The following is a 23,113-nucleotide window of genomic DNA, read 5'->3' as shown; positions in this document are numbered from 1 at the left end:
ACCTATCTTAGTACGAACGCAATAGCGATGGGATTTTATCAAATAAATCTAAAATAAGCGTCGTTAACTCTTGAAACATCCACGGACCTAAAATGATAATAACGAGTACAATACTCGCCATTTTCGGTAAAAACGTCAGCGTTTGCTCTTGAATTTGCATCATCGCCATAATGACAGCGATGATAATAACGACAATCATACTTACACCGGCAACCGGCATTAAAATCATAACCCCTTTATAAAAAAAGGTTTGAAAAATATCTATAATTGGTGACGTATTCATTTATATGACTCCTATCACATAGCATCAAACGCTTCAGGCGACCGTTTTAAACATAATGTCGACGATTTTTGTATATCCACCTAAATATACGAAAACGAGTATTTTAAATGGTAAACTTAAAATCATCGGCGGTACCATCATCATTCCGAGGTACATTAAAAGTGTACTAATAATCAAATCTATAAATACAAACGCTAAATAAATGAACATCCCTGTTAACAATCCTTTTTGAATTTGCGTTAACGTAAAGGATGGTACGAGCGTAAATAAAGAAAGATCTTTCAAATCTTTCGGCAACTCTTCACCGCGCACTTTCAGCATCATCTTTAAATCATGCTTATACGTATGCTTTGACATATATTCTTTCATAATCGGAGCTGTCGTCTCCGCAGCTTGACTTACTGTTATTTTCTCTTTCGTCATCGGATCCCACACATCGCTCTTCAGTTGCCCAAGTACAGGCTGCATCGTAAAGAGTGATAAAAATAATGCAAGTCCAACGAGCACTTGGTTCGGTGGTAAATTCATTACCCCAAGTCCTTGACGTGTAATCCCAAGAACGATCATAAAATAAGTAAAATGTGTAAATAATAGAACGATAGAAGAAGATAATGATAAAAGGGTAACGAGCGCAAATAGCTGAACGCTTGAATTACTCGTAAACTCTTTTCCATTTTCAAAATTAATAAAACCGTTTTGGGCCGCATACGCTGGATTTACAAAAATAATTGAAAAAACGATAGAAAATACGAAAATAATGGCTAATAATGATAACTGTTTCTTTATTCTCATGATGGATCCTCTACTTTTTTCGTTTCACTCTTCACCGCATCTTCTAGCGCTTGTTGAAACTGATTTCCTGTTCCTGTTAATTGCACAGACTGCACACCGTTATTACTAATAACCGTGAACACTTGCTTGCCATCCACTTCAAATAAAAAGGCGCTCGTTTGATGATTTAAATACACGCCGTCTTTCACTTGAATATGGCCATTTTCACCTTGTTTAAAAAACTGCTGTTTGCGCGTCTTTTTCGTCATATAGTATGCACCGTAGCCGAGCGCACCAAACAGTAAAACGACTTGAAATAAGGTCGTCATATACGACATATGACTCCTCCTCTACTCTTTATCTTGCATCTGACTTTGCGCTTTCATAAGCGCAGCTTGCTTCTTGTCAGCTTCAATTTCAGAAATGATAATACCGAACTTCTCGTCCATTACGATCGCTTCCCCAATGCCAACTTTCATATTACTTAAATACACATCTACCTTATGTCCTAAGTTTTTCTCTACTTCCAGAACATCGCCCACTTTTAATTGCTTCACATCACCGAGCGTAATAGATGACTTCCCAAGCTTTACACCAAGTTCAATCGAAATATCCGAAACAGTATCAATATGTGCTTTACCTGTCTCATTTCGCTTTCCTGCAAATTCTTCTAATCCCATTAATGACACAGGAGATACTTCATGCTTCATATGGATCCTCCTACTCTACAAAACTTTTAAATAAGAGCGCCTTACGCGTTCCATCTTTTCCAATAAAACAATTAAATTTATGCTTTCCATCTACATAACCAAGCAATTCATCCGAAACTTTCGTATGAAGCGGAATAATATCTCCCTCTTCAATTTGTTCAATGTCACCCATTGTCATCTTCTGTTCACCAATCGCAACGCGAACAGGTTTAAACACTTGATTTACTTTCACTTCTACTTCAGACGTATACTTTTTACGCTTATCCGAAGAATGTTCGACAATATTTTCAGACGTTAACTTATCCATAATTTCTTCAACAGATAAGAACGGAATACCGATACGAACTGTCGTATTCCAAAAATCAGTTTTCATATTTACGTTCAGTAATGAAATGATATCACTCGCTGTCGTAATCTTAAGTGCATTCGGATCTGTCTCTGTCGTTACAAATTTCGGTTTAATCTCTACAACACTTTCAAATGATTGCTCTAAATTTTTGCATAGAAGCGCAAAAATATTATCAAGCGTTAAAAACTCGAACGCCGTCAGTGGTCTACGCATCGTAAAGTTACGCTTACTATCTCCGCCGAGCCAGCACTCATGAATGTAAATAACAAATGCTAAATCAATCTCAATAACAATTTCTCCAAGCTCTGGAAGTCCGAGGTCAATGACGCAATATAAATAGTAATCTTTCGGCATTTTCTCCACATACTCACTCGTAAATGGAACTTGCTCTACTGTCGAAGGCTCTAAGTCAATTGGAATACGCATACGCGCTGACAACGTCTGTGACGTCTGTTTACCAAACGTAGAAGCAATCGCTTGCAAACTACGTAAATGTTCCACACCGAACTTCTCCGGTCTATTAAAATCATACTCTTGAAATTTATCTTGCTTCCCTGCTTCTTGTGCGAAAGCTGGCATTTCCTCGCCTTCATTTACCGCCTTCAGCAGGGCATCAATTTGCTCTTGGCTTAATTTATCGCCGCTCATGAAAATCCCCTTCCCTACCTTTTCAATTCAACGATTTCAACGTACATCTTTCCATTCTTCGTCAAAATCTTTCCGGTTCCAATCTCTTCATTCTCAAGCATAAGACGCACCGTATTTTTCGTTGAATTTTCAAGACGATACAATGTACCTTTCGTAATATGAAGCAGATCTTCAATTTTCTTTTTCGTATTTCCGATTTCAAAATAAATTGTTAACGGAATATCATCTTGTAATTTCAAACTAGCCAACTCCCATATCATGTTCACGAAAATTTCATTTTCTCTCTATATATGAAACTTCTTATTTTGAAACGTCGATATTTAATATTTTTTTAATATATCCTTGCGTTTCTTTAAATGGAGGTACGCCTCCGTACTTTCTCACATTACCAGGACCAGCATTATAAGAAGCAAGCGCCAATACTAAGTCACCGTTATTTTTCTTTAAATAACCGCTTAACTCTTTCACGCCGCCTTCAATACTTTCAGCTGGTGAAAACGGATTTTTTATCCCCATCTCTTTCACATTCGCCGGCATAAGCTGCATAAGTCCCATTGCTCCTGCATGCGACACCGTTTTCGGATTAAAATTAGACTCTACTTCAATCATTTTTTGAATTAACGTTTTCGGAATTCCGTAGGAACGGCTCACACGATCAATAATATCCTCATACTTCCCTTCATTTGAAGAACGTATTTTTTGAATATTATACTTCTTCGTTAATCCCCACGTATCAACAGCCTCATTTTTCGTTTCTGGGAAACGTCGTTCAAACTCTTTTTGTGCAACTTGCACTTCATCTACGTTCTTCGTTTCAGCTTTTTCTTCAGGCTTACTCGCTTCCTCTACTTTATTAATAGATTGTTCCGTTTTATTTACGACCGTTTCTATTTTCGTAGATTGTACCGGCTGACTCATATCCTCTACATTTACCGGTTGCGTAGTACCCTTCGTCTCCTTCGCAGGTTCACTCTGCAACTTCTCTTGAAAACGACTACTAACGAATGCTTGTGGACTACTTAGCTTTTGCTGAATTTGTCCTTTCTTATATGCAAGCACTTCTTTTACTATATTTCCAACTAACATAATATCACCTTTTCGGTAAACAAAGATAATCTAATATTAGAGTTTTTTCGTAAAGTTTGCAATAATCCTTTGCAATTATATTGTAATAAAAAAACGACTAAATTGTTAAACTGTTATTTTTTTATATTTATTAATTCAAATTTTCAGTTGACACCCATTATAGCAAGGCTTACAATAAGTTCGAAATCGATTTTTTCGCATATTACCGTTTTTCAATTTGCAGAAAAGTCAATATAAAAAAATGGGGGTTCTTTTACATGAGAATTAATACAAACATTAATAGCATGCGTACGCAAGAATACATGCGCCAAAACCAAGCTAAAATGAGTAACGCTATGGACCGTTTATCAAGCGGTAAACGTATCAACAACGCTTCTGACGATGCAGCAGGTCTTGCAATCGCAACTCGTATGCGTGCACGTGAAAGCGGATTAGGAGTTGCTGCTAATAACACTCAAGACGGTATGGCAGTAATCCGTACAGCTGACTCAGCAATGAACTCAGTATCTAACATCTTACTTCGTATGCGTGACATTGCTAACCAATCAGCTAACGGTACTAACACAACGAAGAACCAAGTTGCATTACAAAAAGAATTTGGTGAATTACAAAAACAAATTGATTATATTGCTAACAACACACAATTTAACGACAAAAACTTATTAGATGGTTCTAATGACACAATTAACATCCAAACTCTTGACTCTGAAGACGGCTCAAGACAAATCGGTATCAAACTAGGAAATGTATCTACATCTGCATTAGGAATTGATACTCTAAACATTGGTTCTGACAAAATTACTGAAGCAACATTAGATAAAGCTACTGCTGCATTTAACAATCTGACTGCAAATAAAGATGAAAAGGCCGTTGCTGCTGCCAAAGATGCTTACAATCAAATTAAAGGTTCACTATCTAGTGGTGATGTAAAGGCTTTAGATGAAGCATTCGAGGCTTATGCAAATGCTGCTGGTGGTGCTAAAGATAGCGCAGCTACAGCTATCCAACAAGCGTTTAATACTAAATCTGCCCCTCAAATGGCGAAACTTTCTAAGGATGTATATGAAGCGGCTGAAACAGCTATCAAATCTCTGGGTGCAGACTCAAATGCAAAAGATGTCGCTGCTGCACAAGCTGAGTTCGATAAAATCAAAGATTATATGAAATCAGATGCTAGAGCTTTAGTTCAAGGTAAATTTGATGCGTTTGATGGTGTTGATGCTGCTAAAAAAGGTGATTCAATTTCAGGTGCTTTCACAGGACTTGCTGCTGGTAAATTACCTGTTTTAACTACAGATTCTAACGATAGCGCATCTAATCCTTTACAAGCTATCAAAGCAATTGATGCTGCTCTTAAAACAATCGCCGACAATCGCGCAACTCTAGGTGCTACATTAAACCGTCTAGACTTTAACGTAAACAACCTTAAGAGCCAAGCATCTAGCATGGCTTCAGCTGCTTCTCAAATCGAAGACGCTGACATGGCGAAAGAAATGTCTGAAATGACTAAGTTCAAAATCTTGAACGAAGCTGGAATCAGCATGCTTTCTCAAGCAAACCAAACTCCACAAATGGTTTCTAAATTATTACAATAATCCATTTGAGTTAGTTTCATGAATAAACCTCTCTGCTTGCGGAGAGGTTTATTTTTTCTATATAGATAGATTATCCGAAAAAGCTTTCTTTTTTTATGTAGAAGAGAGAATCCGCAATGCATAGATACGGTCAGTGCTTATCTTGATCCCCTCTTATGTTAAAACACAAACAAAAAATGAGCATAAGCCTTTTAATCTTTTCATAGCCGTTTATTAGGTTTAGAACACTAACTATATCAATCTATAAGGAGTGTCTATTATGCGTATTGGTACGAATGTTTTGAGTATAAATGCTAGGCAATCGCTATATGAGAATGAAAAACGTATGAATGTTGCGATGGAGCATTTGGCGACTGGTAAGAAGTTAAATAACGCTTCTGATAATCCTGCTAATATTGCGATTGTGACTCGTATGCATGCGAGAGCAGGTGGTATGCGCGTGGCGATTCGAAATAATGAGGATGCCATATCGATGCTTCGTACTGCGGAAGCTGCACTTCAAACTGTGACGAATGTTTTGCAACGTATGCGTGATGTAGCTGTTCAATCTGCAAATGGTACAAATTCAAATAAAAACCGTGATTCACTAAATAAAGAGTTTCAATCTCTAGCAGAACAAATTGGCTATATTGATGAGATGACTGAGTTTAATGATTTATCCGTATTTAACGGTCAAAACCGGACTGTTACGTTAGATGATATTGGTCATACAGTAAATGTAACGAAACATATTCCCCCTTCCCCTACACAACATGACATCAACATTTCAACAGAACAAGAAGCAAAAGCTGCGATTCGTAAAATTGAAGAAGCTTTACAAAATGTATCACTTCACCGTGCTGATCTTGGCGCTATGATCAACCGTCTGCAATTTAATATCGAAAATTTAAATAGTCAAAGTACAACGTTAACAGATGCTGCCTCTCGAATTGAAGATGCGGATATGGCGCAAGAGATGAGTGATTTTTTAAAGTTTAAATTGGTAACTGAAGTTGCACTTAGTATGGTTTCACAAGCAAATCAAATACCGCAAATGGTTTCTAAGTTACTACAATCTTAAAAAATTATCTTTCTTCTTTGAAACGATTCCATACAAAATAAAAGGGAGATACATATAAACTATGTATCTCCCTTTTATTTTGTACCCAAATTTTATTACTGCGTTACAGTCATAACCTGTCCACTACGATCAACCATAATTTTCATTTTACCGTCTTGTGCGTTATATAACCCTAATTTATGCAAATCTTGTTTACATTCTTTTACGAAGAAAGGTAATGTGCGAATTTGATCGATATCAGAGCTCGTAATGAAATGAATTAAATGATGCGTCATTTCTTTTATATCATGAACAAGTTCTTCCTTTTCTCGCTTTAGCCTTTCATTTTCATCCCGTAATACATGCAATTCGCCTTCGAGTCCACGTGCGTTCTTTTCATCCTTTGAACGCTCTGCAGCCATGCTAGAAAGCTTATAGATTCCTTCCATGAACTGATGTAGTTCACGCTCTTTTCTTTCACTACACTGGCTAATTGTTTCAAAATTATCAACAATACCAGATATAACTGTTACAAGATTTTTTTCGGTCTCTGTATTTGGAACTTCATTTCTTAATTCTTGTTTGTTTTCTTTTTTCATTTCAACGATTGTTTCTTTTACAGGTGTATATTTTCGTTTTCGTCCAGGTTTTTGTTTTTCAATATTTTCAAACGGTATTTCATGTTTTTTTAATTTGTAATACGTATTTTGTAACTGACTTTCTGTTTTCGAAAAAAGATTTAGTTCGTTTTTACTAACATACTTTGAAATATTAATAATGTTTAAACCGTGACGTTGGCAAAATTGATACACTTCATATAGTAACTCTAGTTCAGACTTCAGCCATGTAATCGCTGACTTTTCATATACTCGCATCCCGCCATGTTTTTCTATATCTATTTGAAATAATACCATTCTATTATGTAAATCAACTAGTTCTTCATACTTTACTTGGAATTGTTTTTCTATTTTTTTTAATTCCGCTTCTAGTTGCGTATCGTTCATTTTATTATTTGACATGTTTTGTAAGAGACTTAATACATTGATTGCTGTGTGGTGATACATAATCTGTGCCACTCCCCCTCATCCTTTCACAATTCTCATCTGACTCCCATGTCTTCTCAGAAAATAGCAATTTTTACATATCCATATTATAACATTTCGAAATTGTCTGTCAAATAATAAACATACAAAAACGTATAGAAAATATAGAAATAGAAAAAGATTTTTTCATTAATATGTATAATTGCATATTAACTACTTTTAATTATATTATATGGTATTTAGAATGTAATTTCACCGAAAAAATTTGCGTTACCACGAAAAATTACTAAAATAATCCAAAGCTACGTTTTCTTATATTTTCAAATAAGAAAAGCCTATCACTTATTCATTACACCACTTGAAAACCCCCAAATAAGGACTATACATACAGCTACAAACACTCCAGAAACCTTTTATGTTTTTGCCTGTACAGCGTATAGAATAAGAAAAAGGAACTAACCAATACTACACATGGCTAGTTCCCTTTTCTCCACTAAAAGAATAGAGTTGTAATTAGAGTCTGCAAACCCTCAATCGAAGCCTCACTTCTTCTATTTACCTAAAACTACTCTATATCTCTGGTCTCACATCGCATGGGCCTCTATTAAGCACTGACCGCCACCACGCATAGCTAGAGCTTCCATTAGAAGCAGATCGTACACGTACTCTTCTACAACTATCTCAGTGTCCCACTTATCCCATTTGCCTAAAACCGCTCCATATCTCTGGTCTCACATCGCATAGAGCTCTATTAGGCACTAACCGCCACCACACATGGCTAGAGCTTCTATTCAATCAAAAAAAGCGCTTTTAAAAATCTTTTACAACACTAACTTATCTACTAAACCAATTAATTCTTGAATATCTGGCTTACTTACTTGCGCATTCGCTCCTACCGCTTCGCCTTTATGGAATAATTCATTTGTAATTAAGGAAGAGAAAATAACGATTGGTAAACGATTCGTTACTTCACCATCTTTAATTACTTTCGTTAAATGGTGTCCATCCATTTTCGGCATTTCAATATCTGTAATGAGCAAGTGAATATGTTCAAACATTTTTTCCCCTTGCTCTTTCGCTAGCTTTTCAATTTGTGCTAACGCTTCTGCACCATTGCTAAAGAAATTCATTTTTGTATATCCAGCTGATGATAATGTTTCTTCTAATATTTGACGAAGCATTGCTGAATCTTCCGCAATATAAATAACTTTTTCAGCTCGATCTGTTTTCTGTTCTAACCCTGCAAGTGATTTATTGTCATAACCAGTACCGCTAATTTCGCATACAATTTTTTCATAATCTAATAGTAAGATGATTTTTCCATCTAGTTTTACAATACCAGATGTCGTTTCTTCTAATCCCATAGACAATGAAGCTGGTTCATCGATTTGTTCCCAAGAAATACGTTGAATACGATGTACTTCATCCACACGGAAAATAACTTTCATTTGATTTAATTCTGAAATGATAAATTTCGTTTGATCAAGTGGCTTTGTCGATTTTAAATTAAGAGCTGTCGCTAAGTTAATAACAGGTAAAATTTCACCGCGTACTTGAACAACACCTTCAACTGCATGATGAGATTCTGGCACAGTTGTAACAGGGAATGGATTAATGATTTCACGTACTTTCATTACGTTAATACTAAATAGGTTTTCACCAACAGTATATGTAACAATCTCTAATTCATTTGTTCCGCTTTCTAATAAAATACTTTGTGCTTGTGACATAAAGGTGTCGCTCCCCTTTCATTATTTCCGTATATCTAATTATTAAGCTTTATTAAAACGAAAAAGTCAACTACCTATATGAAAAATATAGATAGTCGAATGATTCATTTCTTTATTTAGAAAAGCAATTACTCTTGTATAAACGAAGCAAGTGCCTCTAATAACACTTCTTGTGCTCCTACAATTTCTGTTGGCATTGCTTCCCATTTTTTTGAAAGCTCTGTTTCTACTCTTATTCTTAATTCTGTATTCATTTCTGCTAGCACATATTCTTTCGTTGCTATATCAACATCCAGTAACGCAAGCGCATATAGTTCCGGATCATTTATTTTTTCAAATAATCGTTTTAATACTGCGGGTGCTATATGTTTTAATTTTTCAATATGAATCTCTTTATCTGAAAATAGTAACTCATATTGAATAAACGTAACATTTTCTTTAATCACTTTAAAATAGCAATTATTTTTTTTATCATTTACAAAATAACCGTTCGGATCAGCAATTATACTCTCTACTTTACGAATTAAATCTGGCAAACTACTCGCCGACATTACAGTCCGCTGCTCAACCTCACTGGGCGAAATGAATGTAACGCGATACTTATTCTGCGCCATCCTCCTCACCTCTCCTCTTATAAAAATCTATCATCACAAACGATCCAAAAGGCACTGGTCTGCCATAAAACGATGAACCATCCCAGTAACCTTCCATAGATCCATTTTGCAACTACACTTCACTTACCTCTTCTTCAACTAACCTAGCAACTCTCCATATCTCTGGTCTTACACAACGGTCGTGCACCTACTAAGCACTGACCGCTCCAAAACACCGCCAGGTCCTCTCTCAAAACCTAAAAAAGGGCTTTTAAAATCTTTTTTAAGATCTTTTCAGTAACTCGATGTTATTGAACCAAAACGCTATCTGCTGATCCGCAATATCCGGCAACGTAACGAAAAACTCACGGCACTTCATCTCATCTTTAAACAGTTGATACTTCCACTCGCCTTCGCTACCAACACTTACGAAATAAAATTCGTGAATACGGCCAATGATTGCTTGTTTTTCACCAAATGAATAGGGAGGCACTTGCTTAATTTCAAATTGATCTGGTAAATATACATGCTCTTCTCGTTCCATTTTTAACACTTGCTCGGCAAGTTCACGTTTATTTTCGAAAAAAGGCAATTGTAAAATTCGCTCTTGTCTTGTCATACGAATAAAAACCCTTTCTACTACATTACAATTTTTCTTTATTATATATTATCGAATTAAGTTTACAACTTCATTTAATACTTCATCTGACACTTTAATTACTTTCGCATTTCCTTGGAATCCGCGTTGGTATAACATTAAGTCAACGAATTCTACAGATAAATCTACGTTTGCACCTTCTTGTGCACCACCGCGTACTTTACCTGCGCCGTTTTGACCAGATGCGCCAAGTGCTAAAATACCTGTTGTATTCGTCGCTGTATAGTTACCATTACCAGTTTTCATTAGTCCGCTTTCGTTTGGGAACATCGCAACAGCTAATTGACCAGCTGACTTCATACTTCCATCAGAGTATTTTACCATTACGTATCCACCGTCAGCAATAAAGCAATCTTTAACAGTTGCTGCTGCTCTACCGTCTACATCTGTTACTGATAATGTTTTATCTGTCGGATGATTTGTTAAATTACTAAAATCTAAATTTATCGTTCCGCCGTTAAACGGGATATTTGCTCCTTGTTGTACCGGATCTGGATTTCCAACATTATCAAATTTCAAAGTACCTGTTGACCCTGCTCCTGTAACCTCTTCAAACTTTGGATCTTTTGCCGAGTCATTACGTCTTTGAACTTTATATGTATACTCGTGTTCACTCGTTTTCGTAAATTCTACACGCATCGTCCATGTATTACCGGCATCATCATAAAATGGTAAATCTTGCGTAATTTTACTTTCATTCACCGGGATATTCCCTTTAATTGTACCCTTCGTTGTTTGAATACCACCAATTGCAGTTCCCATCGGGATTTGTAATGGTCCTGGAATACCAGATAAATCAACTTCACCTGTTGCTGCATTTGCGGGGTATGCAAATACGTATTGACCTTCTGTGTTCGTAATATAGTAATTTGAAGATATTCCAAACGTACCTTTACGAGTAAATTCCATATTTCCGCCTGCTGAATCACCTACTACGAAGAAACCATTACCTTCCATTGCCGCTTGTGTTTTACCACCAGTTAACGTAATTGTTCCGTCGCTATAGTCTGTAACTGTACCGCTCATTTTCACACCGTTACCGATACTTTTCGGATTCGTTCCAGCGTATTTATTGTCACCTTTTGAACCAATTGAGTTGTTATATAGTAAATCATCAAACATAGCTTTTTGTTTTTTATACCCTACTGTTTGTGCATTCGCAATATTATTTGAAGTTACACTTAATGCATTTTGTGTTGCATTCATTCCTGTAATACTTGTATATAACGCTTTAATCATGACGTATGGACACTCCTTATGAATTTGTAGTTTTTACTTCTTCTGTTACTTTTTTCTCGTCTTTCTTCGCATCTTCTGGATTTGTTTCTCCAATTGGTTTATCGGACACTCTCTCAACGAAACGAAGGGATACAACTTTATTATCAATAACGAGCTGTACCTCATTATTTTCTGCGAGGCGAACTGTCTCTACTTGACCAGTGACTTTTTTACCATCACCATCAACACCTCTTACATACTTCCCTAAAAACTTCATTCCACCATCAAGCGCTGTCGAATACATTGTCGTTTTTAAAGAGTCTACTGCTTTTGTCATATTCTGTACTTGTTCCATAAGAGATAATTGCGCTGTTTGGTTCATCATTTGATTCATATCCATCGCATTAAATGGATCTTGATGTTGGAAACTCGCTAAAAACAATTTTAGGAAATCATCTTTCCCCATTACACCAGGCGTCTTTTGTTCTCCTGCTGCTACTCCATTCGTTTGCCCTACTGCCGGTTGTGCACCGTTAACAGATGCGTTCCTATTCTGTGCTCCTGCTTGCAACGGAATATGATTTGTACTCGTTGTATTTAATCCAACTGTTGGCACGCTTTATTCCTCCAATAATCCCGCAAATTCTTTTGATTCTTGTTTCTCATGTTTCGTACTTGCTAATTGTTGCTTTTGCCTTTGCTCTTGTTCTCGCTGCTCTTTACGATTTTCATCTTTATCTGAATAGCTAATTTGAATATTGATTTCTTTTTCTTTTAACTTCAGTCTTAATTCATCAAAAATGATTTCAACACGTTTTTTCGCATCGTGTTTTTCCATTTCTACGTGAACATCAATTTGATCTCCATGTTTTTTCATAAACACTGTTAATGTACCGAGCTTTTCTGGATTTAACTGAAATAAAACACGTTCTTGTTTCACTACAAACTTTTGCAGTGCTTCTACTTGTGCTTCCATTTTCTTCCCTAAGTCAGGCAATGAAACTTTCTCAGCGCCACTATTGGATTTTCCTATTGAATCGGTACTCGTCGCTTTATTTAATAACTCCGCACCCGCAGAATTCGAATCGTTTAATACATCACCTTCTGGCAACTCTATCTTTACATCATTGCCCTCAGCTTTCGGAAGATCTAAATCTAAGTCTTTGGACTCTTCTTGTTTCTTTGCAATATTACAAGTCTCTGTTTCTACAACTTTCAATACTTGCATCATTTGTTCTGGCATCTTCACTTTATCTAATGCCATTTGCATTGTATCTTCTAAACATATAGCATTTTTGATATTCATATTTGAAAGGAGCTCTTGTAACTGTTGTAATTCACCTGCGGGTAATTCGTTAAGTTTTATATTTCCATATTCTTTATATAGCTCTTGTATTTTTTGTATGTATTGATATAACAATTCTGGCTGCACACGTAATTGCTCAATTGCAACCATTTGCTCAGATACAGCTAATAACAACTGTTCTGTCTCTTTTTTTTCTTCTTTCTTTACATTAGGCTCTTCTTTCGTTGCCGATTTTTTAGAAAGAATATGTTCTTTTCTATCTTCTGGTGCATCTTCTCGCTTTGTTTTCTCCGTTTGCGGCTGCTTTTTATTTTCCATTCTCATCGTACGATCGAATGAAGAATCTTCACTTTTAGATTGTACTTCTAGCCCTTTTTCTTTTTGCGGAGGTAAACTTTGTTGCACCGGTAATACAGACTGTATCACTACATTCACCTCATCCATTCATACACATTTTTAAATCAAGAAGCATTTTTTCTTCCTGCTTTTCTCTTACTTTTGCAAGTTTTTTACACTCTTCTTGATACATCTCATCAATGACACGTTCTTTTTCTTTTACTTGTTCTAAAAGGCTTTCATTTTTTTGAATAAAATCTTCTGTTTTTTTAATTTTCCGATTCCATTCTTCTATTCTTTCAGGTGAAAACGTATGTGAGGAAAGCATACCAGCCATAATACGTTGCCCAGTTTGTACGACTTTACTACGCGATTTCACAACATATAAATCATTTTCTTTTTTTCGTTCTATTTTTCTTTTTTCAGCTGTTAATTCATACACTTCTTTCAAGATCTGTTCTTTTTCTTGATTTATTTGCAATTTTATCGTATCGTACTGCTGCTTATCCACCTGTTTTCATAGCCCCTTCCTATTATAACGCTCTCTTTTTCTATTATATAGTTTTTTTCCAAAAAAATCTGTGAAATATTAAAAAACAAAAAAATAAGACCTGCAGGGCGCGAGGTCTTATACTATATGGTGCACTGCTTGAACAATATCATCAAATTGGAAACGATCTGATCGACCTTGTTTTAAAAATGAATTTATACCTTCTACTTTATTTTTACATTCAAAAACATAAGCATTTTCTTCATTTTCTTGAATCGTTCCTAATTTGAAATATAATTCATTTTCTTTATAAATAGATAAAATTTTTCTCATTTCATTTGCAAGTTGCCAATGGGTTGGCGAAACGATTTCTTCCATAATCCTACTTACTGAATCTAGCACTGAAATAGCAGGGTAATGACTAAGCGTTGCAAGCTCACGTTTTAATACAATATGTCCATCTAAAATACCACGTGCTAAATCTGGTACAGGACCGTTTAAATCGTCTCCATCAACAAGTACGGTATAAATACCTGTTATAGATCCCTTTTGCGTTTTCCCAGATCGCTCTAACAGCTTCTTCATATAACTTTCCATTAAGAGTGTTTTACCGCCAATCGGTAACTCTTTAACGGCAATATCAACACTTCTACGTGCATCAGCAAAACGAGTAACAGAGTCCATCATAAGTAGTACGTTATTGCCCTGGTCTCGGAAATGTTCCGCGATAGATGTTGCAAGCTTAGCTGCACGAAGTTGCATAAGATGACTTTCATCTGACGTCGCTACGACAACGACGCTTTTCTTCATGCCTTCCTCGCCTAATTCTTTTCGAATAAAGTCTTTTACTTCCCGGCCACGTTCTCCTACTAAACTAATAACATTTATATCAGCTTTTGCATTTTTAGCAATCATTCCGAGTAAAGTAGATTTACCAACACCTGATCCAGCGAAAATACCAATCTTTTGACCGATACCAATTGTTAGCATAGAATCAATGGATTTAATTCCCGTTTCAAATACATCAGTAATCTCTTCCCGTTCAAATGCATGAATAGGCGGAGCATCTAACTTTATTTTTTGCAATGGAATGTTTTCAGCGTTTTCATTTAGCACTTCGCCATTTGCACTTAACACTTTTCCGAGTAAATGATTACCACGAGGAATAACAACATCTTCAGCAATTAATGTAACTGAATCTCCGTAACATACTTTTTCTGTCTGTTCAAATGGGAGTAACATATTGTTTTCTTTTTCAATCGCAATTACTTCACATAAAACGCTATGTTCTCCAACGAGACAAACATCACCAATTTTCGCCTTTGGCCCTTTCGCTACGAAAAACTGCTCTTGCACACTATGAACTTTACCGACTTTCGTAAAAAACGGCGTTTCAATAAACGTATTCCATTTTTGGTTTTCATTCATTAACAGTCGATTCATACATTTTGCTCCTCAAATAACTTCTCTTCTTCCCATTTCTGGCGAAGTTTCGCAAATATAGGTGCAAATTTAAATTCAAAGAACTCTTTCTCTTCTTCCAGAACAAATTCACCGAACTGTAAGGAGAAATCGTATTTCCATTCTACTAATTGTAGTAACCAATACTCTTTCGTATTTTCCTTCTCTTCTTGAATACGTTCAAATGTTTCAGGATGTACGGTAATGACTAATTTTTCAAACGAAGTAGGCAATGTTTGAACGATACCAGTTAAAATAGGTAGCACATCAAGCAATCGCGCATCAACTGCTTGATTCACAATTTTTTCTGCTAGTTGAAAAGATTGATCCCATAACAATTCCGTCCATTCGTATGCTGTTTCTTGTTGCTCTTTTTGAAACTGCATATGTGCCGATTCTATCTCTTTCATCTGCTGCTGAACGTGCATTTGAAATTGTTCTTGATCATGTAATAATTGCTGGCGCTCTCGTTCTAACATTTGCTGTTCTTGCCTTAGTTGATTCAGTTCAACATGCAATGATTGTTGCTGTGCAAGAAGCTCTTCATGGTCCACTTGTATTTCTTCTTCTACGTGAACTGGTATTGGTTTTGGAAATTGTAATTCATACGTTTCTTCAGAAAAAGAAACAGAATTCTTCGGAATTCTGTTTTTAAATAAGGACATCATCTTCACCTCTTTGAACGATAATTCTTCCTTCTTTCTCTAGCTTTTTCACCGTACCTGTAATTGTTTGCTGTGCTTTCTCAGCATCCGTCATCTTAAGTGGCCCTAAGCCATCTAATTCTTCCAGAATCATCTCTTTACGGTTTGTAGACATACATGTAAATAATTTCTCTTTAATTTCTTCTTTTGCAATTTTAAGCGCTTTTGCAATGACACCGTTATCTGTAATTTCCTCTAGTACACGGCGAAGCGCAAGATCTTCAAGACCAAGTAAGTCTTCAAAGACAAACATATTTTCTTTAATTTTCTCAGATAATGCATAATCAACTTCATCCAGCTTTTGAAAGACTGTTTTTTCAACGCCTCGTGAAACGTTATTTAAAATGTTCACAATTGTTTTCAAGCCATCTGTTTTATTAATTGCACTAAATGCCATATTATTTAATTTCGCTTTTAATAACTCACCAATTTGATTAATTAATTCACCGTCAACTTGTTCTAGTTTCGCAATACCCATTACCGTTTCTACTCGCTTATGATCTGGCAATCTCTCAATTAACTGAGAAGCAAGCTGCGGTTTAATGTAAGAAGCGATAATTGCAATTGTTTGTGGCGATTCATCATTAAGCACTGTAAGAAGTGGCTCTAAATCTGTAAGTGAATTTAAGAATTCAAATGGATTATCTTTGTTATACCAAAGGTCTTCCAATAATTTTTCCAGATCCTCTTCTGGCATATTTTTAAATATGCGACGAATGTACTCTTTATCTGGAGTGACTAAGTTCAATTCTTTTACATTAAGTTCATATAAGAACTCCCCTAGTACATTCTCTAACGTTTCTGGTTTATATACACGAAACTTCGCGATTTCACGCAGTAACACTTCTTTTTCCTCAGCCGTCATATATTCAATGACTTTTGCTGCCACCTCTTCATTTAATGTACGAATGAGGATGGCAGCTTTTTCTTTGGAGGAGATTTCATCTAACATCGTTGTTCCTCCCTTACTGTCCGTTTAACCATTTTTTAATTACTTTTGCAGTACCTTCTACATGTTCTTTCGTAGCATCCTGCACTTGTTCATCTAACGTCGGTTCTTTCGGTTCTTCTGGTTCAGGTTTTGCTTTTGGCTCTGGTACTATTTTCTCTTCAGGAATTTCCATAATACTTTCACTACTTGCAGCAACTTCCTCTTCTGCTAAGTATTCTTCATATTCCTCTTCTTCTTTCTTTCTCTTACGTCGTGCTAAGAAGAACCATATTAGTCCAACAAGCGCTAATAAGCCACCTGTAATTCCACCGATTAACCACCAATTCATACCACTTTCTTCTGGCTCTTTCGGCTTCTCTTCTTTCGGTTGATCAAACTGAACAGTTACAACATTAACTTGACCATTTGTAAAATTGCCATTTGGATCAGCTTGAAGTCCAGCTGCTGTACCAATTGCTTCTTTGAAAGTTGTCATATCAATTCTGCGTTTTACTAACGTATCATTATCTACCCATACAACAACATTTGTTTTCGTTAATTCTGGATGTTTCTTAATCGTTTCAACTGTTTTATCTATTTCATAGTTTTCGATTTTGTTGCCATTTTTATTATCGTAGACAATTTTTCCATTTTGATTATTGTTCGTACCGTAGTTTGGCACTTCGCCATTTGCTGTAATACCAGCACCTTGCTTCGTATCTGCTCCTTCTTGCGCAGTAGAGCTTTCCTCTTGCTCTTGTTTACTACGAAGTACACCTTTATCACCATATTTTTCAGACTGACGTGTAACTTCATCGTAGTTTACAGATACTTTCGTATTCACTTTATATTCATTCGGCTTAAACATCGTCATTAACGTTGCATCGATGTCTTGCTTTAATTTACCTTCAATTTGATGTTGCATCTCTACTTCTTTCTCATAAGAAGAGGAACTACTAGAATGTGCTTCATCTGCTCCTTTTGAGATAACACCTTTTTTGCTATCAATAACACTTACTTCTTCTGCTTTTACACCAGGAACTGCTGCACTAATCATTTGCTGTATACCCGCAACTTGATCAGCTGTTAATAGTTGACCACGTTTCACGCCAACCGTAATCGCTGCTGTTCCTTTTGCTTTCTCTTCATCAAAAATCGTCTCTTTTTCAGGTAATGTAATTTGAACATTTGCCGTTTCTATTGCAGCAAAGTTTCTTACAATATCTTGCTCTAGTTGCTTTTTCGTACCGACAATTTGCTTCATTTTTTTATCTTGCTCACTTGAACCGAGCGAGCTTTCTAATAAAATTTCCTCACCGCTTTTTGAATTAAACGGTAATCCCATTCCATTCATTTCTTTTCGAACCCATGGAGCATCATTCTTTTGCACACGAATCGAACCATCGGCTGCTAATTGGTAATCGACACCTAGCTTCGATAATTCTGCTGTAATCTCTTGCTTGTCTGCATCATTTAAATTTTGATATACAACAACATATTTATCTGGCAAGGTGAAGTATAAAAGTGCTCCTGTTACAATTGCTAAAAGCGCAGCACCAATGACTAACTTATGCCACGTTTTTAACGATTGGAAAACATTTTTTAACTTTTCCATTTAAACACACCCGTCCATTTTCCTAAATTTGCATATTAATTAGTGACTTATAATTTTCAATAAGATTATCACGTACAAGAGCAGCCGTTTTCATTTGAGACTCAGCTTTCTTTTGCTGAATTAAAACGTCATGTGTTTCTCCTACCCCTTTTGTTAGTAAATCATATACTGCTGTTTGCGCATTGTTTTGTGTTTGATTCATATCTTCCAATAAATCGATAAACTTCTTTCCCTCGACTACAGGTGTTTCTGAAGTTTTCGGTGCACCAATTGACTGAATCGCGCCAAATGGCTGTGTATGTAACATTGGTTGGATTTTCATCTTCGCTTATTCCCCCTTTATCCTCGGCCGATTTCTAAATCTTTATCAAGCATTTTTTTATTCGCATTTAATACACTTGTATTTGCTTCGTACATTTTTTGAGCAACCATTACATTCGTCATTTCAGCAGTCACATCAACATTCGGATAACGTACATATCCTTCTTCATTTGCATGCGGATGCGTCGGATCATACACTAAGTTTTCAGTTTTGTCTGCTTCAATACTCTTTATTTTCACCCCGTTAGTTGGTGTCCCGTCTAACATATTCGCAAAACTATTATTTGATTCAAGCACTACACTACGGCGCTCATACAAATCTGCCCCCGGAGCTGCTGTTGTATTTGCATTTACAATATTATTTGAAGTAACTTCCATCCACTTTCTCGCTGTCGTTAGCCCTGATCCACTTGCATTAATTGCCTGAAACATCGTTGTCTCTCCTTCTACTATTAACGTCCGCGTGCTGCTTGGTTAATTGCATATTGTGTATTAATCGCATTAATTGAAACGCCATATAATTGGTTTGCTTTCATTAAATCTAGCATTTCTGTCGTTACATCCACACTATTTCCGTCTTTATTCGTTTGCATTGACTTCGTTTGAATCTTTGCATATGTATTTTTCATATTTACTGTCGGTAAGTGCATTTCATTCGTTTGATATAAATCTGGATTGCTTTTTAAATCCGCAGCATTGCTTTTATATAATGCACTACTCTTATTCATTTGCTCAGCAAATGTAACATCTTGTGCTTTATAGCCAGGTGTATTCGCATTTGCAATATTACTAGAAACCGTATTTCGTTTCGTCACTAAATAATTCATATAATGGCTTACATCAGTCACTAAATCTGGCATACTCCACACCCTTCCTTTTTAACTTACCATTTTGAACATATGATCCGCTGATGGAAGTTTCACTTCATTATTTAATTTCTTATATGTATTTATTAAAATATTAACTATTATGTACCCTTACATATTTTATTCCATTTTTACATTGTTGTCTTTAGAAAAATACAAAAATATAAAAAGAATATAAAAAAACTGTATAAGCGTAGTAATCTATATAACATTTCAATATATTTACGACTAGCTGAATCTTATTTTTATATTATTTAGATTACTCCTGTTTTTTTTACAGCCATAAAATGAAACCTCAACCAGCGGAATTCTTTATTTACACGAAGGAATGGATCCCCTTTTAAAAAGGGGGATCCGTTTCCACACTTTACTATTAATATTTACCGTAAAATGAATTAGCTTTCATGCGCCCATCATTTGTCATAATCATTTCTTCCAAAATCTTTTGCTTATCTCGAATATGCTGCGCCGCCTTAATAATGAATGGGCTTACTTCTGCTGCAACTTGTGCGCGCGTTTCTTCATCCAATGTCATCATCCAACGATTTAACATCTCACTCTTCTCAGCAAACTCTCCATCTGACACTTGCAATTCACCGATTTCATTAAAACAGCCGACAAACGTCCGATAAATATCATTGTTCATTTTCAAGTGCTCCGCGGTAACCGTCTATTAAATCTTGTAACACTTTCACAATCGCATCCATGTCTTTTGCTTCACGCGTTACTTTCATTGTTTGAATTTGAATGCTAATCCAATCGTATAAACCATATAAACTATCATATAAATCTTTCGTAATTTCAGGATTTAATTGAAGCTTTAATTCTTCAAAAATACGTTCTAACTTTTCAAGAAGTGCATCTCCTTCTTGTAGTTTAAAAGTATGTAACAGTTCTTCTAAATTACGAAACTCTACAATACATCTTTCATAAATAAAAATTGTATTTTTAATTGGATTACTCGTCATAATATCATTTTGCATATAACGTTGCCATGCTTGCATACGATCACTTCCTCAACTATCATTAATCATCACTTTTTTGTTTTGTCATTGCTTTAATTGTTTTTAGTTGGCTATCAAGCTCAGCTAGTGTACTTTCTAGCTTTTGATACTTCTTCACAATTTCATCTTGCTTTTGCAAGTTTTGTGCTTCAATATCTTTTATCTTTTTATCTAAATCACTTACACGTGAATCAATGCTTTTTACTCGTTCTCCAACTACACCTTTATCACCAAATAATTTCTCAAGTGGTTCTTCCATCATTTTTCCTAATCCGTTAGAACTAAAGAAAAATTGCTTCGCTGCATCCGGCTTCTCTTTTAACGCTTTCGTTAATACTTCGTCATTAACTTCCATCGTTCCATCTTGCTTTAATTGAATACCAAATGAGAATAAGTAATTACCATCTTGAGAAAATGTTACGACGTTATTCATCGCTTGGCGTACACTTTGCATAATAGCTTGACCTTGGAAAGCCCCGCCTTTCCCAGCAAATATATCTATTGTAGAAACAGCTTTATTATAATCCGCAACCATCTTTTTAATAACATTTGATGCATCCGTTACGTTTGAGTCACTTACTGTAAATTTCAGTTCTATACCTTTTGCTTTCGCCTCTGTTGTCTTTGGATCAACCTCTGTCTTTTCTCCATCGGGTTTTTCTACCGGCTTTTCTTCTACTGTTTGCTCAGTTACTTTTAATAATTCAATTTTCACACCAGGAAGGGCTTCAATTGTATTGGTAGAGCTATCGCCTTTAATACCATTAATCGTATACTCAGCATTTTGCGCTTTATTTATTATATTGCGCGCTGTACCGTCCGTATTAGCTAATCCTATATCTTGAAAGAATTTAGATGTGTTGTCCTTAAAATCAATTTCTCCTTCTGTTCCTTCTTTCTTCGAAGACATAAAAATTTTATTTCCAAGCGTATAAGCTGATACACCATAATCTCCATCATTAATTTTATTAATTAAATCTTTATATGTCATATCAGATGTTACTTTTAATTCTTTACCACCTAGTTTTAATGTTTCATCTCTATTAAGCTTTGCATCTATATTTCCAATATCATCAGAAGCTATTTGATGACGCTGCGCAAGCTGTGTAATCGTCATATTAAAAGTTCCAGCAATCGCACCGCCATCAGCTTTTACATTAATATAACCGTCTTGTGATGTTGTTACCTTTTTCTCATTTCCTTTAAAAGCCGCTAAATTTTTAAATGTTTGCGTGAAAGAACTAAATTCTGATTTTAAACTTGTATATAAAAGTTTATCTTGTGAAAGGCTATTCTTTTCATTTGTATACGGCGTTTTTCTCATATCCAGCGCATTCATTTCTAATTCAACGAAATTAGAAGTATCGATCATGTTATTTCCAAGGTTCCAAATCTGTTGTCTACCGCCAATACCCGTTATCGTTCCTGCCATATTTCTCACTCCTTATTTTTTTACATGTAGTCTAAAATACTCGTTTTGCTCATCGTGCTAACTGCTTTAAGCGTCGCTTCATACGTCGCATTAATATACGCCAAGTCAGAAATTGCTACCGCTAAATCAACATCTTCGATTTCTTTACGATTTTCTTGAAGGGCTAGATTTTGCTCGCTTAAAATTGTCTTAAACGTATCTACAGTGTTCATCGTTGCTCCTACTTCTGTTGTACGATTAATAACACTATCCAAGTTTTTCTTATTTTCCGCTAATAACGGTTGTAACGCTTTTTGATCACCGTTTTGCATCGCGTCTTTCATCTTTACTAACGTTTGAATAACAGGAGTTAGTAAGTCCTCACCTTTACGAAACGCTTTAATTTCATAACCATCATTTAGCTTCCACATTACATCTTTTTCGCCGCCTTGGTATGTCCCATCATCCGCAAATGGAGGCTTCTCTGCACTATCTCCACCAAACAGATAGCGACCTTGCTCTTTCGTATTCGCTAAATATACAACTTGTTTTAAAATTTGATCGATTTCGGCACCGATTGCCTTTAATTCTTTTTCACCATTTGGCCCATTTAATGCTTGCACCGTTAATTGATCCGTTCTCGTTAAAGATTTCACAATACCTGACAATGTATTTTCTGTCTGACTTAGTACATTTTTAGAATCCGCTATATCTTTTTGCATTTGTTCAATATTCGCCAACGAATGTTGAATCGCGAATGATTTACTTGCTGCAAGTGGGTCTTCACTCATAAGAAGATTTTTCTTGCCTGAAGTTACTTGATTTCGATGATATTGCTGTTGCACATTCAAATCCATTAACTGATTCTTTGCCCAATTTGCATTTTGAAATGTAGATACTCTCATTCCTATCTCCTCCTTACTTATTTTCAATCAATTACTATTC

Annotated in this window: 28 protein-coding genes; 2 read left to right on the top strand and 26 right to left on the bottom strand. The window is 35.7% G+C overall.

What is annotated here, in order from left to right:
• Positions 1 to 7: 7 nt before the first annotated feature.
• From JDS82_RS04735 to JDS82_RS04705, 7 genes are all read right to left on the bottom strand, one after another.
• A complete protein-coding gene (locus tag JDS82_RS04735) occupies positions 8 to 283 on the bottom strand; it encodes a flagellar biosynthetic protein FliQ (protein WP_001098085.1) in 276 nt (91 codons plus the stop codon).
• Positions 284 to 316: 33 nt separating this feature from the next.
• Entirely contained in the window at positions 317 to 1,075 is a 759-nt protein-coding gene (locus JDS82_RS04730; RefSeq protein WP_001220577.1) for a flagellar type III secretion system pore protein FliP, read from the bottom strand.
• On the bottom strand, positions 1,072 to 1,392 hold the full coding sequence (locus tag JDS82_RS04725; protein ID WP_000121176.1) for a hypothetical protein: 321 nt from the start codon (positions 1,390 to 1,392) through the stop codon (positions 1,072 to 1,074). Before JDS82_RS04725 ends, JDS82_RS04730 begins: the two co-directional genes overlap by 4 nt.
• A gap of 12 nt (positions 1,393 to 1,404) precedes the next feature.
• The gene (fliN, locus tag JDS82_RS04720; RefSeq protein WP_000680026.1) at positions 1,405 to 1,764 is read right to left on the bottom strand and encodes a flagellar motor switch protein FliN; all 360 of its coding nucleotides are present in this window, start codon (positions 1,762 to 1,764) and stop codon (positions 1,405 to 1,407) included.
• Between the two features lie 10 nt (positions 1,765 to 1,774).
• Positions 1,775 to 2,761 carry a flagellar motor switch protein FliM gene (gene fliM / locus JDS82_RS04715; protein WP_199712772.1) on the bottom strand — a complete coding sequence of 329 codons (987 nt, stop codon included), beginning with the start codon at positions 2,759 to 2,761 and terminating at the stop codon, positions 1,775 to 1,777.
• A gap of 14 nt (positions 2,762 to 2,775) precedes the next feature.
• Positions 2,776 to 3,000, bottom strand: a complete 225-nt coding sequence (locus JDS82_RS04710) for a flagellar motor switch protein FliN (protein ID WP_000775712.1) — start codon at positions 2,998 to 3,000, stop codon at positions 2,776 to 2,778.
• Positions 3,001 to 3,061: 61 nt separating this feature from the next.
• Complete coding sequence (locus tag JDS82_RS04705) at positions 3,062 to 3,847, bottom strand: lytic transglycosylase domain-containing protein (protein WP_064473667.1); 786 nt, start codon at positions 3,845 to 3,847, stop codon at positions 3,062 to 3,064.
• A 257-nt stretch (positions 3,848 to 4,104) separates the two neighbouring features.
• Here JDS82_RS04705 and JDS82_RS04700 point away from each other — a divergent pair, with 257 nt between their 5' ends.
• Together JDS82_RS04700 and JDS82_RS04695 are read left to right on the top strand one after the other, a co-directional pair.
• Positions 4,105 to 5,442 (top strand): flagellin N-terminal helical domain-containing protein, encoded by a 1,338-nt coding sequence (locus tag JDS82_RS04700; RefSeq protein WP_199712771.1) that lies wholly within the window; start codon positions 4,105 to 4,107, stop codon positions 5,440 to 5,442.
• 259 nt (positions 5,443 to 5,701) lie between these two features.
• Positions 5,702 to 6,502, top strand: coding sequence for a flagellin N-terminal helical domain-containing protein (locus JDS82_RS04695; RefSeq protein ID WP_199712770.1), 801 nt, complete (start codon positions 5,702 to 5,704; stop codon positions 6,500 to 6,502).
• A 95-nt stretch (positions 6,503 to 6,597) separates the two neighbouring features.
• Here JDS82_RS04695 and JDS82_RS04690 read toward each other — a convergent pair whose 3' ends face one another.
• The 19 genes from JDS82_RS04690 to JDS82_RS04600 all read right to left on the bottom strand — a co-directional run bounded on the left by JDS82_RS04690 (position 6,598) and on the right by JDS82_RS04600 (position 23,073).
• A complete protein-coding gene (locus JDS82_RS04690; protein ID WP_199712851.1) occupies positions 6,598 to 7,545 on the bottom strand; it encodes a DNA-binding domain-containing protein in 948 nt (315 codons plus the stop codon).
• 800 nt (positions 7,546 to 8,345) lie between these two features.
• Positions 8,346 to 9,254 (bottom strand): chemotaxis protein, encoded by a 909-nt coding sequence (locus JDS82_RS04685; RefSeq protein ID WP_000075948.1) that lies wholly within the window; start codon positions 9,252 to 9,254, stop codon positions 8,346 to 8,348.
• Between the two features lie 128 nt (positions 9,255 to 9,382).
• Complete coding sequence (locus JDS82_RS04680) at positions 9,383 to 9,868, bottom strand: hypothetical protein (protein ID WP_000068327.1); 486 nt, start codon at positions 9,866 to 9,868, stop codon at positions 9,383 to 9,385.
• Positions 9,869 to 10,130: 262 nt separating this feature from the next.
• A complete protein-coding gene (locus tag JDS82_RS04675) occupies positions 10,131 to 10,466 on the bottom strand; it encodes a DUF3964 family protein (protein ID WP_000198181.1) in 336 nt (111 codons plus the stop codon).
• Positions 10,467 to 10,514: 48 nt separating this feature from the next.
• Complete coding sequence (locus tag JDS82_RS04670; protein ID WP_199712769.1) at positions 10,515 to 11,744, bottom strand: flagellar hook protein FlgE; 1,230 nt, start codon at positions 11,742 to 11,744, stop codon at positions 10,515 to 10,517.
• Between the two features lie 16 nt (positions 11,745 to 11,760).
• Positions 11,761 to 12,339 (bottom strand): flagellar hook assembly protein FlgD, encoded by a 579-nt coding sequence (locus tag JDS82_RS04665; RefSeq protein WP_001143472.1) that lies wholly within the window; start codon positions 12,337 to 12,339, stop codon positions 11,761 to 11,763.
• Positions 12,340 to 12,342: 3 nt separating this feature from the next.
• Positions 12,343 to 13,455 (bottom strand): flagellar hook-length control protein FliK, encoded by a 1,113-nt coding sequence (locus tag JDS82_RS04660; protein ID WP_199712768.1) that lies wholly within the window; start codon positions 13,453 to 13,455, stop codon positions 12,343 to 12,345.
• Positions 13,456 to 13,465: 10 nt separating this feature from the next.
• The gene (locus JDS82_RS04655; protein WP_199712767.1) at positions 13,466 to 13,876 is read right to left on the bottom strand and encodes a cytoplasmic protein; all 411 of its coding nucleotides are present in this window, start codon (positions 13,874 to 13,876) and stop codon (positions 13,466 to 13,468) included.
• A gap of 117 nt (positions 13,877 to 13,993) precedes the next feature.
• A complete protein-coding gene (locus JDS82_RS04650; protein ID WP_001080942.1) occupies positions 13,994 to 15,298 on the bottom strand; it encodes a flagellar protein export ATPase FliI in 1,305 nt (434 codons plus the stop codon).
• Positions 15,295 to 15,981, bottom strand: a complete 687-nt coding sequence (locus JDS82_RS04645) for a FliH/SctL family protein (protein WP_000051717.1) — start codon at positions 15,979 to 15,981, stop codon at positions 15,295 to 15,297. Before JDS82_RS04645 ends, JDS82_RS04650 begins: the two co-directional genes overlap by 4 nt.
• Complete coding sequence (locus JDS82_RS04640; RefSeq protein ID WP_000883371.1) at positions 15,968 to 16,972, bottom strand: flagellar motor switch protein FliG; 1,005 nt, start codon at positions 16,970 to 16,972, stop codon at positions 15,968 to 15,970. Before JDS82_RS04640 ends, JDS82_RS04645 begins: the two co-directional genes overlap by 14 nt.
• Before the next feature lie 13 nt (positions 16,973 to 16,985).
• Positions 16,986 to 18,566 carry a flagellar M-ring protein FliF C-terminal domain-containing protein gene (locus JDS82_RS04635; protein ID WP_000413177.1) on the bottom strand — a complete coding sequence of 527 codons (1,581 nt, stop codon included), beginning with the start codon at positions 18,564 to 18,566 and terminating at the stop codon, positions 16,986 to 16,988.
• Between the two features lie 22 nt (positions 18,567 to 18,588).
• Complete coding sequence (fliE, locus tag JDS82_RS04630; protein WP_063263686.1) at positions 18,589 to 18,888, bottom strand: flagellar hook-basal body complex protein FliE; 300 nt, start codon at positions 18,886 to 18,888, stop codon at positions 18,589 to 18,591.
• A 17-nt stretch (positions 18,889 to 18,905) separates the two neighbouring features.
• Complete coding sequence (flgC, locus tag JDS82_RS04625) at positions 18,906 to 19,319, bottom strand: flagellar basal body rod protein FlgC (protein WP_000484674.1); 414 nt, start codon at positions 19,317 to 19,319, stop codon at positions 18,906 to 18,908.
• Positions 19,320 to 19,339: 20 nt separating this feature from the next.
• Positions 19,340 to 19,747 (bottom strand): flagellar basal body rod protein FlgB, encoded by a 408-nt coding sequence (gene flgB, locus JDS82_RS04620; RefSeq protein WP_001113119.1) that lies wholly within the window; start codon positions 19,745 to 19,747, stop codon positions 19,340 to 19,342.
• 379 nt (positions 19,748 to 20,126) lie between these two features.
• A complete protein-coding gene (locus JDS82_RS04615; protein WP_001058081.1) occupies positions 20,127 to 20,399 on the bottom strand; it encodes a hypothetical protein in 273 nt (90 codons plus the stop codon).
• On the bottom strand, positions 20,389 to 20,757 hold the full coding sequence (locus JDS82_RS04610) for a flagellar export chaperone FliS (protein WP_001149518.1): 369 nt from the start codon (positions 20,755 to 20,757) through the stop codon (positions 20,389 to 20,391). Before JDS82_RS04610 ends, JDS82_RS04615 begins: the two co-directional genes overlap by 11 nt.
• Before the next feature lie 22 nt (positions 20,758 to 20,779).
• A complete protein-coding gene (locus JDS82_RS04605) occupies positions 20,780 to 22,189 on the bottom strand; it encodes a flagellar hook-associated protein 2 (RefSeq protein ID WP_064473677.1) in 1,410 nt (469 codons plus the stop codon).
• A 20-nt stretch (positions 22,190 to 22,209) separates the two neighbouring features.
• Positions 22,210 to 23,073 (bottom strand): flagellar hook-associated protein 3, encoded by an 864-nt coding sequence (locus JDS82_RS04600; protein WP_001266398.1) that lies wholly within the window; start codon positions 23,071 to 23,073, stop codon positions 22,210 to 22,212.
• Between the last annotated feature and the right edge of the window lie 40 nt (positions 23,074 to 23,113).

The sequence above is a fragment of the Bacillus cereus group sp. N14 genome (assembly GCF_016483555.1).
GTDB lineage: Bacteria > Bacillota > Bacilli > Bacillales > Bacillaceae_G > Bacillus_A > Bacillus_A wiedmannii.
This window is presented reverse-complemented; position numbering and strand designations above follow the sequence as displayed.

Excerpts from the sequence above, each read along its gene's own strand:
- fliE (WP_063263686.1), bottom strand. The coding sequence starts at position 18,888 with ATGAAAATCCAACCAATGTTACATACACAGCCATTTGGCGCGATTCAG.
- JDS82_RS04605 (WP_064473677.1), bottom strand. The coding sequence starts at position 22,189 with ATGGCAGGAACGATAACGGGTATTGGCGGTAGACAACAGATTTGGAAC.
- JDS82_RS04695 (WP_199712770.1), top strand. The coding sequence starts at position 5,702 with ATGCGTATTGGTACGAATGTTTTGAGTATAAATGCTAGGCAATCGCTA.
- JDS82_RS04600 (WP_001266398.1), bottom strand. The coding sequence starts at position 23,073 with ATGAGAGTATCTACATTTCAAAATGCAAATTGGGCAAAGAATCAGTTA.
- JDS82_RS04615 (WP_001058081.1), bottom strand. The coding sequence starts at position 20,399 with ATGAACAATGATATTTATCGGACGTTTGTCGGCTGTTTTAATGAAATC.
- JDS82_RS04730 (WP_001220577.1), bottom strand. The coding sequence starts at position 1,075 with ATGAGAATAAAGAAACAGTTATCATTATTAGCCATTATTTTCGTATTT.
- JDS82_RS04640 (WP_000883371.1), bottom strand. The coding sequence starts at position 16,972 with ATGTTAGATGAAATCTCCTCCAAAGAAAAAGCTGCCATCCTCATTCGT.
- JDS82_RS04735 (WP_001098085.1), bottom strand. The coding sequence starts at position 283 with ATGAATACGTCACCAATTATAGATATTTTTCAAACCTTTTTTTATAAA.
- JDS82_RS04725 (WP_000121176.1), bottom strand. The coding sequence starts at position 1,392 with ATGTCGTATATGACGACCTTATTTCAAGTCGTTTTACTGTTTGGTGCG.
- fliN (WP_000680026.1), bottom strand. The coding sequence starts at position 1,764 with ATGAAGCATGAAGTATCTCCTGTGTCATTAATGGGATTAGAAGAATTT.
- JDS82_RS04680 (WP_000068327.1), bottom strand. The coding sequence starts at position 9,868 with ATGGCGCAGAATAAGTATCGCGTTACATTCATTTCGCCCAGTGAGGTT.
- JDS82_RS04670 (WP_199712769.1), bottom strand. The coding sequence starts at position 11,744 with ATGATTAAAGCGTTATATACAAGTATTACAGGAATGAATGCAACACAA.
- JDS82_RS04685 (WP_000075948.1), bottom strand. The coding sequence starts at position 9,254 with ATGTCACAAGCACAAAGTATTTTATTAGAAAGCGGAACAAATGAATTA.
- JDS82_RS04610 (WP_001149518.1), bottom strand. The coding sequence starts at position 20,757 with ATGCAAGCATGGCAACGTTATATGCAAAATGATATTATGACGAGTAAT.
- JDS82_RS04675 (WP_000198181.1), bottom strand. The coding sequence starts at position 10,466 with ATGACAAGACAAGAGCGAATTTTACAATTGCCTTTTTTCGAAAATAAA.
- fliM (WP_199712772.1), bottom strand. The coding sequence starts at position 2,761 with ATGAGCGGCGATAAATTAAGCCAAGAGCAAATTGATGCCCTGCTGAAG.
- flgB (WP_001113119.1), bottom strand. The coding sequence starts at position 19,747 with ATGCCAGATTTAGTGACTGATGTAAGCCATTATATGAATTATTTAGTG.
- JDS82_RS04690 (WP_199712851.1), bottom strand. The coding sequence starts at position 7,545 with ATGTATCACCACACAGCAATCAATGTATTAAGTCTCTTACAAAACATG.
- JDS82_RS04650 (WP_001080942.1), bottom strand. The coding sequence starts at position 15,298 with ATGAATCGACTGTTAATGAATGAAAACCAAAAATGGAATACGTTTATT.
- JDS82_RS04635 (WP_000413177.1), bottom strand. The coding sequence starts at position 18,566 with ATGGAAAAGTTAAAAAATGTTTTCCAATCGTTAAAAACGTGGCATAAG.
- JDS82_RS04705 (WP_064473667.1), bottom strand. The coding sequence starts at position 3,847 with ATGTTAGTTGGAAATATAGTAAAAGAAGTGCTTGCATATAAGAAAGGA.
- flgC (WP_000484674.1), bottom strand. The coding sequence starts at position 19,319 with ATGTTTCAGGCAATTAATGCAAGTGGATCAGGGCTAACGACAGCGAGA.
- JDS82_RS04700 (WP_199712771.1), top strand. The coding sequence starts at position 4,105 with ATGAGAATTAATACAAACATTAATAGCATGCGTACGCAAGAATACATG.
- JDS82_RS04645 (WP_000051717.1), bottom strand. The coding sequence starts at position 15,981 with ATGTCCTTATTTAAAAACAGAATTCCGAAGAATTCTGTTTCTTTTTCT.